Genomic DNA, 13,675 nt, shown 5'->3' with positions numbered 1-13,675 from the left:
CGCGGCGAGGCCCGGGAACGCCCGCCCCGACGTCCGGCCGATGGCAGGCCGGAGCCGGGGAGGACCGTTTTTCCGTTTGTCTGTTCCGACTAGGCCGGGATCAGCGTCTTGCGGCGCCGCTTGCGCTGCGCGCCGGCCGACAGCCTCAGCTCGATGATCGACCGCACGGCCGGCCACTCCTCGTCGAGGATCGAGTAGAAGGCAGTGCTGCGGACGGCGCCGTCCAGCCCCCGCGAATGGGCCCGGCGGACCCCCTCGCAAGTGAAGCCGAGACGTTCCATCGCGGCTCGCGACCGGCCGTTGCGCGCATCGGCGCGCAGCGAGATGCGCCTGACACCCCAGGTCTCGAAGGCATGGCGGAGCATGAGCAGCTTCGCCTCGGTGTTGATGCCGGTTCCCTGGGCGGCGGGGGACAGCCAGGTATTGCCGATCTCGGCGGCATCGGGGATCGCCGTTGCCGGATCGCCGAACGGGACGCCCGGCACGGCGGGCCACACGAGCGGCCCCTGCCAGTAGTCGAGTTCCAGGAACCGGGTCGAACCGACGACGCGACCGTCAGTGGCTCTGACGATGGCGAACGGGAGCGATCGACCCGATGCCTGATCGGCGAGGGCGCGGTCGATGTACTCGTGGGACGCCTGCACCCCATGGGGTACGGGGGTGAAGGCGTAAGTCGTACGATCCTCGGCCCCGGCCACGGCCAGAGCCTCGGTGTGGTGGGGGGCGAGGGGCTCGAGCCGCACGGTGCGGCCCGCGAGGTGTACGGGTACGGGCACGGAGCCTTCGGTCCTTCTGGGCGGTGGGGTGGTTGCACAGTCTGCGTCCATGACGTCGCCCCCCGTGCAAAACACGAGTGAAAGGCAACCGGCTGTCAGGTGAACGCGAGTGGCTCAATGTAGCCCCTTAATGTCCTCTCATGAACCCCCAATTTGGCAATGGTGTGACGCTGATTTTCGATGACTTGGGTCCCCGCGGCGGAGCGCCCGTAATCCTGATCCACGGACATCCCTTCAACCGCACGATGTGGGCCCCCCAGACGGCCGCCCTGACGGCCGCCGGATACCGTGTGATCGCCCCTGACCTGCGGGGATACGGAGAGAGCCCGGTGCTGCCGGGCAAGGCCCTGCTCGCCGATCTCGCGGACGATCTCGCCTCCCTCCTCGCCTCGCTGGGCGTCGAACAGGTGGTCGTCGGTGGTGTGTCCATGGGCGGTCAGATCGCGATGGAGCTCCGACTGCGCCACCCGGGTCTGGTACGGGCCCTCGTGCTCTGCGACACCTCCCCGGTTCCGGAGACGGACGACGGCAAGAAGCTCCGCCGGGAGACGGCCGAACGGCTGATCGCCGAGGGCCTGCGGCCGTACGCCGAGGAGGTCATTGACAAGATGCTGGCGCCCTACAACGTGACCGGCATGCCGGAGGCCGCCGCACGGGTGAGCGCCATGATGTGCGCGACCGACCCGCAGGGCGCGGCGGCCGCCCTGCGCGGCCGGGCCGAGCGCCCCGACTACCGGCCCGTGCTCGCCGAGACCACACAGCCCTGCCTGGTGCTGGTCGGCGCGGACGACGTCTACACCCCGGTCGCCGAGGCCGAGGCTCTGCACGCGCTGCTGCCGAACGCGGTGCTCACCGTCATCGAGGGAGCCGGGCACCTGCCCGGGGTGGAGCAGCCGGAGGCCTTCAACCGGGCGCTGCTGGAGTTCCTCGCCGGGCTCTGAGCCGTCCGCCGCAGTACGGCCGCACGCGGCCGGGCCCGGCCGGGGGATCCCCCGGCCGGGCCTGAGATCATTGCGGGCATGGACGACGTACTGCGGCGACTGGCCGCCGTGGGGCCCTTCTTCACCGTCCCGTACGGGACGGAGCCGCCGGGGCCCGGCTTCCGGCCGCTGACGGCGCTGTACGGGGAGCGGCTCGGGCCGTATGTGACCGAGGTGGGCCGGCGGATCGGCAGCGGCCCGGGCCGGGTGGCCGCCTCGACCGCGCAGCTCGGCATCGCCTCCCGGCTGTGGTCGCTCGGGCTGGGGTGCGCGGCGCTGGCCGGGCGGGTCCCGGACCTGGCCGCCGACCGGGTGTGGTGGCGGCTGCCGGCCGCGGGGTCGCTGGAACTGTGGCTGCCCGAGCCCGCGGACCTGCCGGCCGAGACGCTCGGGGAGACGGTCCTGGGGAACCTGGCCGTGCTCGACGAGGGCCTGCGAGAGCGCTTCGGGGTCTCGCAGAAGGTCCTGCGGGGGAACGCGGCGTCCGGGCTCGTCGGGGCGCTGCGGGTGCTGATCGACCGGGTTCCGGGCGGCGCGGCCGTGGCACTGGCGCGGGCCCTGCTGGCCGAGGGCGGGGCCCTGGCGGGGACCGGCACCTTCATCCACGAGGAGGGGCTCGGGGTGGCCTTCGTACGGCGCAGCTGCTGCCTCTACTACCAGGTGCCGGGCGGCGGGCTGTGCGGGGACTGCGTGCTGCGGACCCGGTAGACGCGGCCGTTCGGATGAGCGCAGGGTGTGGCACGCTGCGGCGCCCCCGGGGCTCCTCCTACGGTCCGCTGCATGACCGCTCCCTCTCCCTCATCGCACCAGCCGTCCGAGCTGTCCCGCCGCGCCGCGCTCACCGGACTCGCCGCCGGTGCCGGCTCCCTCGCCCTGGGCGGTGGTGCCCCGGCGGCCGCCGCCGGGCCCCGGCCGTCCGGCTCGGCCGAACCGTCCGCCGCGGACCCGGACCCCGCGCCGGGGGCGATGAAGCTCTTCGCCGACCCGGGCTTCAACTTCGCCGGCCTGCTCGCCCTCGGCGGGGCCGGCATGCACGCCTCCGAGGTCGGCGAGGTGCTCACCGCGGTCAACGCGATCAACGCCGCCGGGCTGTCGGAGCAGACCTTCAGTGACACCTTCCGCTCCTGGGGCGACAAGCTCGCCGCACCGCCGGCCACCGGCCGGGGCGGCCACGAGACCCCCTCGCAGACCCGGCGCATGCGCTCCCTGCGCGCCGCCCAGTACTACGCCCAGGCGCTGTTCTACGTCCTCGGCACCGACCACCCCGGGGACGAGAAGGCGGTGTACCAGGCCGGACGCGCGGCATGGGACACCTTCGCCCGGCTCTGCAGCCCGGCCGCCGTCCGGGCGAAGGTCGCGTACGGCAGCACGCACCTGCCGGTCTGGTTCTTCCGCCCGGACGGCCCGGAGACCCCCCGCCCGACCGTCATCCTCACCAACGGCAGCGACGGGCAGAACCTCGACATGTGGACCTACGGCGTGTCCGCGGCCCTCGACCGCGGCTGGAACGCCCTCGTCTACGACGGCCCCGGCCAGGGGCAGCTGCTCTTCGTGGAGGAGATGCCCTTCACCACCCGGTGGGAGAAGGTCGTCGGCCCGATCGTCGACTGGCTGGACGCGCGCAAGGACGTGGACAGCGCACGGATCGCGCTCACCGGCCTCAGCATGGGCGGCAACCTCGTCGCCCGCGCCGCCGCCTTCGAGCACCGGCTCGCGGCGGTGGCCTGCCAGCCGGGCTGTGTGAGCCCCTGGCTCGGCTTCGACGAGGAGCTGCGCGACATCGTCACGGCCGACAAGGAGGAGACCAACCGGATCTGGAACGAGGAGGTGGTTCCGGAACTGACCCCGCAGCTGGCCTTCACGGTCAAGAAGCGCTTCGAGATCTTCGACCGCCAGGCCCTGCTCCAGGCGCGCGCCGGCAAGGTCCTCACCGACCTCTGGACCCCGGCACAGGTGGCCATCGGACTCGACGTCACCAAGGTCGTGCCGCGGATCAAGGCGCCGGTGCTCGTCCTGGACTACGACTTCGAGACGTTCTACCCGGGCCAGCCGCAGCAGATGTACGACCTGGTCCGCTCGCGCAAGGAGTACGTGAAGATGGCGGAGGCCACCGGGGCGCAGTTGCACTGCTCCCCGATGGCCCCCCAGCAGCACTGCGAGGTCGTGTTCGACTGGCTCGCGGATGTGCTCAGGTCCTAGGACCGCCTTCTCAGAAGGTCAGGTTCCAGGAGTCGATCTTGCCGGTGTCGCCGCCGGCGTTGTCGTTCACACGGAGCTTCCAGGTGCCGTTGGCGACCTCGGAGGAGGCGTTGACGGTGAAGACCTGGTTGATGTTGTCCGTGCTGCCGCCGGCCCGGTTGTGGACCGTGTAGACGGTGCCGTCGGGAGCGATCAGGTCGACCTTCAGGTCGCCGATGTAGGTGTGCACGATGTTCACACCGACCTTGAGGGTGGCCGGGGCGTTGCCGGTCACCCCGCTGACGGTGATCGGGCTCTCCACGGTGGTGTTGTCGCCGATGGCGAAGTCACCGGCGTTCTCGAAGTACTTGCCGGGCGGCGGGGTGGAGCCGACCGCCTTGAGGGCGTCGACCTGGCCCTCGCCGAAGAAGCCGTTCTTCGCGGTGGTGCCCTTGCACCGGCTGTCCGACGGGCAGGCGACGTCGTTGGCCTGGGTGGCCAGCTTGTCGCGCAGCTGCGCCGGGGTGATGCCCGGGTTGGTGCTGGCCAGCAGCGCGGCCACGCCCGCGACGTGCGGCGAGGCCATCGACGTGCCGCTCATGGTGCCGTACTTGCCGCCCGGCTGGGTGCTGTAGATGCCGGTGGCGTCGCCGCCGGGGGCCGTCACGTCGACGACGTTCAGGCCGTAGTTGGAGTACGAGGCCTTGGCGGTGGTGCCCATCGCCGAGACCGTGACCACGCCCGGGAGTTCGGTCGGGATGTCCAGGCAGGCGTTGGTGATGGTGCGGGTGACCGGGGTCGAGTCGTTCGGGGACTCGGTGTCGGTCGTCTTGTTGGCCAGGTCGATGTTGGAGTTGCCGGCCGCCGCGACCTGCAGCGAGCCCTTGCCCTCGGCGTACTCCTGGGCGCGCTTGACGCCCTCGATGATCGCGGCCTGGTCGGCGTTGTCCGGGCAGTTGAACTGCCACGGGTCCGTGTAGTAGCTGTTGTTGGTGACCTTGAAGCCGTGGTCACCGGCCCACATGAAGCCGCAGACGGTGTTCTCGGCGAAGAAGAGCGAGGAGCCGGGCTCGGCGATGCGCACCGAGGAGATCTTCACGCCCGGCGCCACACCGATGACGCCCTTGCCGTTCTTGGCGGCGGCGACCGTACCGGCCACGTGCGTGCCGTGGGTGCCGACGTCCCGCCAGGCGCCGGTACGGGCGTCCGGCTTTCCGTAGGCGCAGGACGCGGAGTCCGCCGCGTTGAAGTTCGGGGCCAGGTCCTGGTGCTGGTCGTCCACACCGGTGTCCAGGATGCCGACCTTGACGGAGGCGGAGCCGGTGGTGACGGCCCAGGCCTGGTCGGCCTTGATCTGCGTCATGTCGGCGCGGACCGGCTCGCCCGAAGGCGTCGTGGACTGCGCCGGGTTGGCGGGCAGCGCCGGGTTGTAGGCGTCCGCCGGCACGTCCGAGGTGCGGGTGGCGCCGACCTGCTGGACCCCGCTCACACCGCGCATGGTGGTGGCGAAGGTACCGGACGCGGAGTGGGCGACGATCACGCCGATCGCGTCGTAGTGCTGGAAGACCGTACCGCCGTTGGAGGTGACGGCGCTCCGTACCGCCGTGGTGTCACCGGGAGCGGTGATCACGAGGTAGGCACGGGTGCCGGCAACCCAGGTCGCACTCTGGGAAGTCGGGGCCGCGGCCCGGGGCGCCGCCGCAGCGGAGGCGGAGGCGGGGGAGCCGGAAGGAGAGACCGGGGCGGTGCCGGCGAGCGCGGCGGGAGCCCCGAAGGCGAGTGCCGCGCCGAGCGTGGCGGCCAGCACGAGGGTACGTCGAGGTCGGCTGGATATGTGGGGTATCAATGCGTCCTCCGAAGACCCGGTGGTCATGCCGGGTCGTACGAAACAAGTGGTGGACGCAAGATGTCATGCACACGGCCTGCTGCGGAAGTACCTTTTGCAGCATGGGGGTTCGTTTATCGGTGGCCGAATTCCGACTATAGGTGCAACTGTGCGGAATGCGGCGGGCCGGCCGGGCTGGGTACCGTGGGGGCGAGCCCTGCCCGGCCGGCCGGCCCGTGCGGGCGGACCGGCTAGACCGGTACGCCGTCCTTGGGGGCGTGCGAGGGGACCGGCACGGCGGCCGGCGCCGGTGCCGGCTCGGCCGGCTCCGTCCCGTGCGCGTCGTCGACCAGGGTGGTCTCGTCGAACGGCAACCGCCCTGCGAGGACTTCGGCGGCCCGTGCGTGGTCGAACTCCTTCGTCCACGTGCCGATGAGCACCGTCGCGACGGCGTTGCCCGCGAAGTTGGTCAGGGCCCGCGCCTCGCTCATGAACCGGTCGATGCCCACGATCAGGCCGACCCCGTCCACCAGTTCCGGCCGGTGCGACTGCAGTCCGCCGGCGAGGGTGGCCAGGCCGGCGCCGGTCACCCCGGCCGCGCCCTTCGAGGCGATGATCATGAACAGCAGCAGTGAGATCTGCTCGCCCAGAGCGAGCGGCTTGCCCATCGCCTCGGCGACGAACAGCGAGGACATCGTCAGGTAGATCGCGGTCCCGTCCAGGTTGAAGGAGTACCCGGTGGGCACCGTGATCCCGGTGACCGGCCGGGACACCCCCAGGTGCTCCATCTTCGCGATCAGCCGCGGCAGGGCCGACTCCGACGAGGAGGTCGAAAGGATCAGCAGGAACTCCCGGCCCAGATAGCGCAGCAGGGCGAAGACGCTGACCCCCGTGCACACCCGCAGCAGCGTGCCCAGGACCACGAACACGAACAGCAGGCAGGTCGTGTAGAAGCCGATCATGATGACGGCGAGGGACTTCAGTGCGTCGATGCCGGTGGCCCCGACCACCGCCGCGATGGCCCCGAAGGCGCCCACCGGAGCCGCCCACATGATCATCGCGAGGACCCGGAACACCAGCTTCTGCACGTGCCCGATACCCCGCAGCAGCGGTTCCCCCGCCGTGCCCATGGCCTGCAGTGCGAACCCGCACAGCAGTGCCACCAGCAGCGTCTGGAGCACCTCGCCCCCGGTGAAGGCGGACACCAGCGTGGTCGGGATGATCCCGAGCAGGAACTCCGGCGTGCTCTCGGCGCCGCCCGCCTTGGCCTGCGCCTCGCCGGCGCTGCGCGCCGCCTCGGTGAGGTGGAGACCGCTGCCGGGCTCGAGGAGGTTGCCGACCAGCAGGCCGATGGCCAGTGCGACCGTGGACATGACCATGAAGTAGCCGAGGGCGAGCCCGCCCACGGCGCCCACCTTGGCGGCCTTCCGGACGGATCCGATGCCCAGCACGATCGTGCAGAAGATGATGGGCGAGATCATCATCTTGATGAGGTTGACGAAGCCGGTGCCCAGTGGTTTGAGCTCCACGGCCACGCCGGGCGCGGCGAAGCCGACGGCGATGCCGAGCAGCACCGCGCCGATCACCGCGATGTAGAGATAGTGCGTTCTGTCGCGTCTGGCGGCCACGATGCCTCCTGGTGGTGAATACGTTCGGGGAGACCATCGCCCAAGGCTGTGACCCCGGTCACCCTTGCGTTCATTGAGTTCACGGCCCGGTGCACACTGAGCGGCATGTTCCGCTTTCCCCGACTGCCGCGCAGCCTCGCCGGACAGCTCTTCGCCATGCAGGTGCTGCTGGTCGCGCTGGTCGTCGCGGGCTGCGCCGTCTACGCGTACGTCACCGCCCGAGGCCAGGCCGAGGACGCCGCCCGGAGGCAGGCCGGTGCCGTGGCCCATGCGGTCGCCGACTCACCCTCCGTACGCGAGGCCGTTCGGGGAGCGGCCCGCGGCAGCGACCCGTCGGTCGAGCTCCAGCCCTACGCGCAGAAGGTCCGCGCGGGCTCGGGGGTGGACTTCGTGACGATCATGGACCTTGACGGGCGGCGCTGGACCCACCCCGACCCGCGCCGGATCGGCGAGCCCTTCATGGGCAACACCGCCCCCGCGCTGCGCGGCGAGACCTTCAGCGAGACCTACACCGGCACCCTCGGCCCCTCCATCCGCGTGGTCACCCCGCTGGAGGACGACGGCCGGATCGTCGGCCTCGTCAGCGCCGGGATCACCGTCCGAGCGATCAGCGACCGGCTCGGGGCGCAGCTCTCCGCCCTCGCCTGGGTCGCCGCCGCCGCCCTCGCCCTCGGCGGGGTCGGCACGTACGTCGTCAACGCCCGGCTGCGCCGCCACACTCATGGCATGAACGCGGCCGAGCTCAGCCGGATGTACGACTACCACCAGGCGGCCCTGCACGGGGTCCGCGAGGGGCTGCTCATGCTCGACGGGCAGCGCAGGATCACCCTGATCAACGACGCCGGGCGGGTGCTGCTGGGGCTGCCGGGCGGGGAGATCACCGGCACCGGCGTCGCCGATCTCGGTCTGCCGGCCCCCCTCACCGGAGCCCTGCTCGCCGACCGGCCCCGGATGGACGAGGTGCACCTGACCGCCGACCGGGTGCTGGTCGTGAACAGTTCGCCGGTCGCGGGCGGCGGCCGCCGGGGCACCGTGGTCACCTTGCGTGACCACACCGAGCTGCAGGCGCTGACGGGCGAGCTGGATCACGAGCGGGGTTTCACGCAGGCCCTGCGCTCCCAGGCCCACGAGGCGGCCAACCGGCTGCACACCGTGGTCTCCCTGATCGAACTCGGCCGTGCGGACGAGGCGGTGGACTTCGCCACCGCCGAGCTGGAACTGGCCCAGGCCCTCACCGACGAGGTGGTCACCGCGGTCGGGGAGCCGGTGCTGGTGGCGCTGCTGCTGGGCAAGGCCGCCCAGGCGCACGAGCGGGGCGTGGAGCTGGTCGTCACCGCGGACAGCCGAAGCCTCGACGACGGCGGCGGGCTGCCGCCGGCCCGTGACCTGGTCACGGTGCTGGGCAACCTCATCGACAACGCGGTCGACGCCGTGACCGCCGTACCGGGCGCCCGGATCGCGGTGACGCTGCGGCCGGAACGGGACGAGCTGCTGCTGCGGGTCGCCGACAACGGGCCCGGGCTGCCCGAGGGGGTGGACGTGTTCCGCCGGGGCTGGTCCGGCAAGGGGGAGGGGCGCGGCCTCGGTCTCGCCCTGGTCCAGCAGGTGGCCCAGCGCTGCGGCGGCACGGTGACCGCCGCGCAGGGGCCGGGCGGCGGAGCGGAGTTCACGGTCCGCCTGCCGGTCGCGTCCCCGCAGGGCGAGGCGGCCCCGGACCCGGTCGCATCGCCGCCGCCGGCCTCCGCGCGGGGCGGGGTGGCCCCGGATCCGGCCGTCGGGGATCCGCGGTGAGCGGGGGCGACGTACGCGTCCTGGTGGTCGAGGACGATCCGGTCGCCGCCGACGCCCACGCGCTCTACGTGGGCCGGGTGCCCGGCTTCAGCGCCGTCGGCGCCGTCCACTCCCTCGCCGAGGCCACCCGGGTCCTGGAGCGGACCCGCGTCGACCTGCTGCTGCTCGACCTCGGCCTGCCCGACGGGCACGGCCTGCGCTACGCACGCGGGCTGCGCGCCGCCGGACATCCCGTCGACGTGATCGTGGTGACCTCCGCGCGGGACCTGGCCGTGGTGCGCGAGAGCGTCTCGCTCGGCGTGGTCCAGTACGTACTGAAGCCCTTCGCCTTCCCGACGCTGCGCGAACGTCTCCTGCGCTACGCCGAGTTCCGCGCGACCGCCGGCGAGGCGGCCGGCCAGGACGACGTGGACCGGGCGATGGCCGCCCTGCGCGCACCCCGCCCGGCCGAGCTGCCCAAGGGCCTGAGCGCGCCGACGCTGGACCGGGTCGCCGCCCTGCTGCGGGCGGCGCCCGAGGGGCTGACCGCAGCAGGGGCGGCGGAGGCGGCCGGGATCTCCCGGATCACCGCACGCCGCTACCTGGAGCACCTGGTGGACACCGGCCGCGCGGACCGCACTCCCCGGTACGGCCAGGTCGGCCGCCCCGAACTGCACTACCGCTGGCTGGCGGCGGCCGGTTCGGTGTCGAACGTGTAGAACTTCCGGTGGTCCAGCATGTCGGCCGGGGTCACGTCGTTCCACGGCCGCATCGTGTCGTTCAGGTCCACGACGTTCGCCGTGCCGGCGGCCGGCAGGTAGGTGGACTGCGGATGCCGCGCCTGCCAATCGGCCCACAGCTTGTCGATGAAGGCGTGGTGCATCCAGAACACCGGGTCGTTCGGGGAGACGCCGGTGGACATCTGCCCGCCGACCCACACGTGCACCCGGTTGTGCAGGTTGGCGCCGCGCCAACCCTCCAGGTGGTTGCGGAAGCCGTTGGAGGAGCTGTTCCAGGGGGCCATGTCGTAGACCGGCATGGCGAGCACGGAGTCCACCTCGGCCTTGGTCGGCAGCTGGGCGACGCCCGTGCCGAGTGCGCGCCGCAGGTAGGCGCGCCCGTCCACCCGTGCGTCTATGTTCCACTTGCCCGTCGCGTAGGCGAAGGGACCGTCGAGGACCTGTCCGTCGCGGGCCCGCCCGGTGCCGCCGAGGAAGTCGGGGGCCCAGAGCGAGGAGCGGGAGGTGCGGTCCACGGTCCAGTCCCAGTAGGGAAGCGAGACGTTCGCGTCCACTTTCTGCAGCGCCGCCTCGAATTCCAGCAGGAACCGGCGGTGCCAGGGCAGGAAGGACGGCGAGCGGTGGCCGACCCGGTCGCCCGAGTCGGTGTCGCTCATGATGAAGCCGTTGTGGGTGGTGACGAAGCGGTCGTAGCTGCCGGTGCGCTTGAGCTCCAGCAGGGCCGAGGTGAAGGCGCGCTTCTCGTCGGCGGTCAGCGTGGCCTGGTTCTTGCGGACGGTCATGCCGCACCGCCGAAGGGGGCGAGGGCGGCACCCTGGAGGTCGCGCACCGCGGCGCGGGCGAGCAGGGTGGGGTCGGAGAACGTCTCGTAGTGGTTGATCACGCTGATCCAGGTTCCGTCGGCGTTGCGCATCACGTGCAGTTCGCGGCCGTCTATTCGCACGGTCGGCTGACCGGGGGAGTGGTGGCCGCCGTGGTGGCCGCCCTCGCCCGGGGTGATCTGAATGCGGCGGCCCTTGTAGACCTCGTCGACCGTGCCCGGGGGTGTGGACGCGGTGGGGGACGCGGTGGGGGTCGCGGCGGCGCTCGTGGCGACGCTCGCGGCGGCAGCGGTGAGGCCAAGGACGGTGAGTGCACCGGCAGTTGTACCCAAGGCCTGACGGCGGGTGATCTTGTTCATGGCCCGAGAGGTATCAGGGCAAAGGAAACGGCAGGCCTGGATCCGGACATCAGCGGATAAGTTGCCTATAGAACAAGTTGGATGATCTTCCCGTCCGGACTGATTCCTGGAGTTAAAACGGAGAAATTTGCGGAATCGAGCCTGCTGGGCAGTAATTTCTTCGGACTCTAGGGGTCCGCATGTGGAGGATCACGCCACAGAGTCGGCTGGAAGCAGAGCGTCATCTGGCGCTCGCGTCGCTTCGCCCTCATCCCGGATCGACCGGCTTTGTCGCCTACAGTCCCGATATGGCTCTTCATGAGACGAAGGACACGCGCTCCCGTGACGCCGATGCGGACGTGTTCGCGTCCGCGCTGAGCGGCGAGGTCCTCCCCAAGTACCGGATGCCCGAGGACCACTCGCCCACCGAGGTCGTCTACGAACTCCTCCGCAACGAACTCCTCCTGGACGGCAACGCCGCCCAGAACCTGGCCACCTTCTGCACCACCTGGTCGGACGAGGGCGTCCACCGGCTGATGAACGACTGCCTCGACAAGAACATGATCGACAAGGACGAGTACCCGCAGACCGCCGAGATCGAGTCCCGCTGCGTCAACATCCTGGCCGACCTGTGGAACGCCCCCGCCGGCACCGCCGCGACCGGATGCTCCACCACCGGTTCCAGCGAGGCCGCCATGCTCGGCGGCCTCGCCCTCAAGTGGCGCTGGCGCGAGCGCCGCCGCGCCGCCGGCCTCCCCACGGACCGCCCCAACCTGGTGTGCGGCCCCGTCCAGGTCTGCTGGGAGAAGTTCGCCCGCTACTTCGACGTCGAGCTGCGCCAGGTCCCGCTGGAGCCCGGCGCCAACGGACTGCTGCCCCATCAGCTCGCCGCCTACGTCGACGAGAACACCATCGGCGTCGTCGCCATCCTCGGCGTCACCTACACCTGCGTCTACGAGCCCGTCGCCGAGATCGCCGCCGAACTCGACCGGATCCAGGCCGAGTACGGCTGGGACGTCCCCATCCACGTGGACGGCGCCAGCGGCGGCTTCGTCGCACCGTTCCTCCACCCCGACGTGGTGTGGGACTTCCGGCTGCCGCGCGTCGCCTCCGTGAACACCTCCGGCCACAAGTACGGGCTCACGCCCCTCGGAGTCGGCTGGATCGTCTGGCGCACCGCCGACCTGCTGCCCGTGGACCTCGTCTTCGACGTCGACTACCTGGGCGGCGACATGCCGACCTTCGCCCTCAACTTCTCCCGCCCCGGCGGCGAGATCATCGCCCAGTACTACCTCTTCCTGCGCCTGGGCCGCGGCGGCTACCGGCGCGTCCAGCTGGCCTGCGCCGAGACCGCGCAGTACCTGGCCCGGGAGATCGCTCAGATGGGCCCCTTCACCCTCCTCTACGACGGCGAGGGCGGCCTTCCCGCCGTCTCCTACAGGCTCGCCGATCCGGAAGCGGCCGGCTTCACCCTCTACGACCTCTCCGACCGGCTGCGGATGAGGGGCTGGCAGGTGCCCTCGTACCCGCTGCCCGCCGACCGCGAGGACACGGTCATCCAGCGGGTCCTCGTGCGGCACGGCGTGACCCGCGACCAGATCGCCCTGCTCGTCGCCGACCTGCGCCGGGCCGTGGAGCACCTGAAGGCCTCGCCCCCGCCCGTAGCGGCGACGGAGCCCCGGTCCGGCTTCCACCACTAGCCGCCGCATGGAGGAACGGCCGTCCGACGTGTGGGCGGAGGGGGACGCCTACGAGCGGTACATGGGCCGGTGGAGCCGCAAGGTCGCCGAGGTGTTCGTGGCACGGCTCGGCGGCCGGAGCGGTCTGCGGTGGCTGGACGTCGGCTGCGGCACCGGAGCGCTGACCGCGGCGGTGGCGGCCCGGTGCCGGCCACGCGCCGTGGTCGGGCTGGACCGGTCCCCCGGGTTCCTGCGCGCGGCCCGGGCCGCCGTGCCCGCGCCGGCCTGCTTCGCGGTGGCCGACGCGTCGGCGCTGCCGTTCCGCGACGCGGCGCCCGCCGCGTCATCGCCGAGTCGATGGTCTTCGGCTACGGCTACCGCGACTTCGGCGACCACGTGATCACCGAGGAAACCGACCTGTTCGGTTCGACCGGCGACCCCGCCGTGGAGCGCCACCTCGAAGGCATGCGGGTCAAGGAGGCGCTGATGCTCGGCGCCGAGGACATCGAGGGGATCGCGCTGCGGTTCGGGCTCTTCTACGGCGCAGGGGCCGCCGAGAGCCTCGTCGAGATGCTGCGGGGGCGCAGGCTCCCGGCGGTCGCCGACCACGGACGGGTCCTGCCGTGGGTCGACCTCGCGGACGCCGGGCGCGCCGTGGCGCTCGCCGTCGAGGGCGGCCGCCCGGGACAGGCGTACAACATCGTGGACGACACCCCGACGGGCTTCGGCGCCCACGTCCGGACGGCCGCCGAGGCCTTCGGAACCCCGAAGCCGACGAGCGTCCCCGCCTGGCTGATGCGCCCCGCCTCGTACGCGTACCGGATGGTCAGGACGAACATGCGGGTGTCCAACGCCAAGGCGAAGGCCGAGCTGGGGTGGACTCCGAGCCGTCAGGGCTGCACCGAAGGACTGCGCGTGCTCGCCGCGAGGTGACCGCTCT

At 71.7% G+C, this 13,675-nt stretch carries 13 protein-coding genes; 8 read left to right on the top strand and 5 right to left on the bottom strand.

What is annotated here, in order from left to right; translation table 11 throughout:
- Nucleotides 1-89: 89 nt before the first annotated feature.
- A complete protein-coding gene (locus OG332_RS02990; protein WP_327411944.1) occupies nt 90-776 on the bottom strand; it encodes a GNAT family N-acetyltransferase in 687 nt (228 codons plus the stop codon).
- Between the two features lie 140 nt (nt 777-916).
- Between OG332_RS02990 and OG332_RS02985 the strand changes: the two genes are divergently transcribed.
- From OG332_RS02985 to OG332_RS02975, 3 genes are all read left to right on the top strand, one after another.
- The gene (locus OG332_RS02985; RefSeq protein ID WP_327411943.1) at nt 917-1,717 is read left to right on the top strand and encodes an alpha/beta fold hydrolase; all 801 of its coding nucleotides are present in this window, start codon (nt 917-919) and stop codon (nt 1,715-1,717) included.
- A 78-nt stretch (nt 1,718-1,795) separates the two neighbouring features.
- Entirely contained in the window at nt 1,796-2,464 is a 669-nt protein-coding gene (locus OG332_RS02980) for a (2Fe-2S)-binding protein (RefSeq protein ID WP_327411942.1), read from the top strand.
- 72 nt (nt 2,465-2,536) lie between these two features.
- Nucleotides 2,537-3,955, top strand: coding sequence for an alpha/beta hydrolase family protein (locus tag OG332_RS02975; protein ID WP_327411941.1), 1,419 nt, complete (start codon nt 2,537-2,539; stop codon nt 3,953-3,955).
- A gap of 10 nt (nt 3,956-3,965) precedes the next feature.
- Here OG332_RS02975 and OG332_RS02970 read toward each other — a convergent pair whose 3' ends face one another.
- The gene (locus OG332_RS02970) at nt 3,966-5,741 is read right to left on the bottom strand and encodes a S8 family peptidase (protein ID WP_327419089.1); all 1,776 of its coding nucleotides are present in this window, start codon (nt 5,739-5,741) and stop codon (nt 3,966-3,968) included.
- A 269-nt stretch (nt 5,742-6,010) separates the two neighbouring features.
- A complete protein-coding gene (locus tag OG332_RS02965; protein WP_327411940.1) occupies nt 6,011-7,387 on the bottom strand; it encodes a cation:dicarboxylate symporter family transporter in 1,377 nt (458 codons plus the stop codon).
- Nucleotides 7,388-7,543: 156 nt separating this feature from the next.
- Between OG332_RS02965 and OG332_RS02960 the strand changes: the two genes are divergently transcribed.
- The gene (locus OG332_RS02960; protein ID WP_327419088.1) at nt 7,544-9,178 is read left to right on the top strand and encodes a sensor histidine kinase; all 1,635 of its coding nucleotides are present in this window, start codon (nt 7,544-7,546) and stop codon (nt 9,176-9,178) included.
- Nucleotides 9,175-9,876, top strand: coding sequence for a response regulator (locus OG332_RS02955; RefSeq protein WP_327411939.1), 702 nt, complete (start codon nt 9,175-9,177; stop codon nt 9,874-9,876). Before OG332_RS02960 ends, OG332_RS02955 begins: the two co-directional genes overlap by 4 nt.
- Here OG332_RS02955 and melC2 read toward each other — a convergent pair.
- Both melC2 and melC1 read right to left on the bottom strand, forming a co-directional pair.
- Nucleotides 9,834-10,679, bottom strand: coding sequence for a tyrosinase MelC2 (gene melC2 / locus OG332_RS02950; RefSeq protein WP_327411938.1), 846 nt, complete (start codon nt 10,677-10,679; stop codon nt 9,834-9,836). The two genes, OG332_RS02955 and melC2, sit on opposite strands and share 43 nt — an antisense overlap.
- Nucleotides 10,676-11,077 (bottom strand): apotyrosinase chaperone MelC1, encoded by a 402-nt coding sequence (melC1, locus tag OG332_RS02945; RefSeq protein WP_327411937.1) that lies wholly within the window; start codon nt 11,075-11,077, stop codon nt 10,676-10,678. Before melC1 ends, melC2 begins: the two co-directional genes overlap by 4 nt.
- A 287-nt stretch (nt 11,078-11,364) precedes the next feature.
- Between melC1 and OG332_RS02940 the strand changes: the two genes are divergently transcribed.
- Genes OG332_RS02940 through OG332_RS02930 form a run of 3 tightly spaced genes read left to right on the top strand, consistent with a single transcriptional unit; the run spans nt 11,365 to nt 13,668 of the window.
- Nucleotides 11,365-12,756, top strand: coding sequence for a glutamate decarboxylase (locus OG332_RS02940; protein ID WP_327411936.1), 1,392 nt, complete (start codon nt 11,365-11,367; stop codon nt 12,754-12,756).
- 7 nt (nt 12,757-12,763) lie between these two features.
- Nucleotides 12,764-13,135: a class I SAM-dependent methyltransferase gene (locus OG332_RS02935; protein ID WP_327411935.1), complete on the top strand. Its 372-nt coding sequence runs from the start codon at nt 12,764-12,766 to the stop codon at nt 13,133-13,135.
- Entirely contained in the window at nt 13,093-13,668 is a 576-nt protein-coding gene (locus OG332_RS02930) for an NAD-dependent epimerase/dehydratase family protein (RefSeq protein WP_327411934.1), read from the top strand. The genes OG332_RS02935 and OG332_RS02930 overlap by 43 nt, the downstream gene beginning before the upstream one ends.
- Nucleotides 13,669-13,675 lie beyond the last annotated feature (7 nt).

Source organism: Streptomyces sp. NBC_01233, from assembly GCF_035989305.1.
GTDB lineage: Bacteria > Actinomycetota > Actinomycetes > Streptomycetales > Streptomycetaceae > Streptomyces.
Note: the sequence above shows the minus strand (reverse complement) of the source record. Positions and strands in the feature narration are given on the sequence as shown.

Coding starts and splice junctions, on each gene's coding strand:
- OG332_RS02930 (WP_327411934.1), top strand. CDS start 13,093: ATGGTCTTCGGCTACGGCTACCGCGACTTCGGCGACCACGTGATCACC.
- melC1 (WP_327411937.1), bottom strand. CDS start 11,077: ATGAACAAGATCACCCGCCGTCAGGCCTTGGGTACAACTGCCGGTGCA.
- OG332_RS02960 (WP_327419088.1), top strand. CDS start 7,544: ATGCAGGTGCTGCTGGTCGCGCTGGTCGTCGCGGGCTGCGCCGTCTAC.
- OG332_RS02985 (WP_327411943.1), top strand. CDS start 917: ATGAACCCCCAATTTGGCAATGGTGTGACGCTGATTTTCGATGACTTG.
- OG332_RS02975 (WP_327411941.1), top strand. CDS start 2,537: ATGACCGCTCCCTCTCCCTCATCGCACCAGCCGTCCGAGCTGTCCCGC.
- OG332_RS02940 (WP_327411936.1), top strand. CDS start 11,365: ATGGCTCTTCATGAGACGAAGGACACGCGCTCCCGTGACGCCGATGCG.
- OG332_RS02935 (WP_327411935.1), top strand. CDS start 12,764: ATGGAGGAACGGCCGTCCGACGTGTGGGCGGAGGGGGACGCCTACGAG.
- melC2 (WP_327411938.1), bottom strand. CDS start 10,679: ATGACCGTCCGCAAGAACCAGGCCACGCTGACCGCCGACGAGAAGCGC.
- OG332_RS02980 (WP_327411942.1), top strand. CDS start 1,796: ATGGACGACGTACTGCGGCGACTGGCCGCCGTGGGGCCCTTCTTCACC.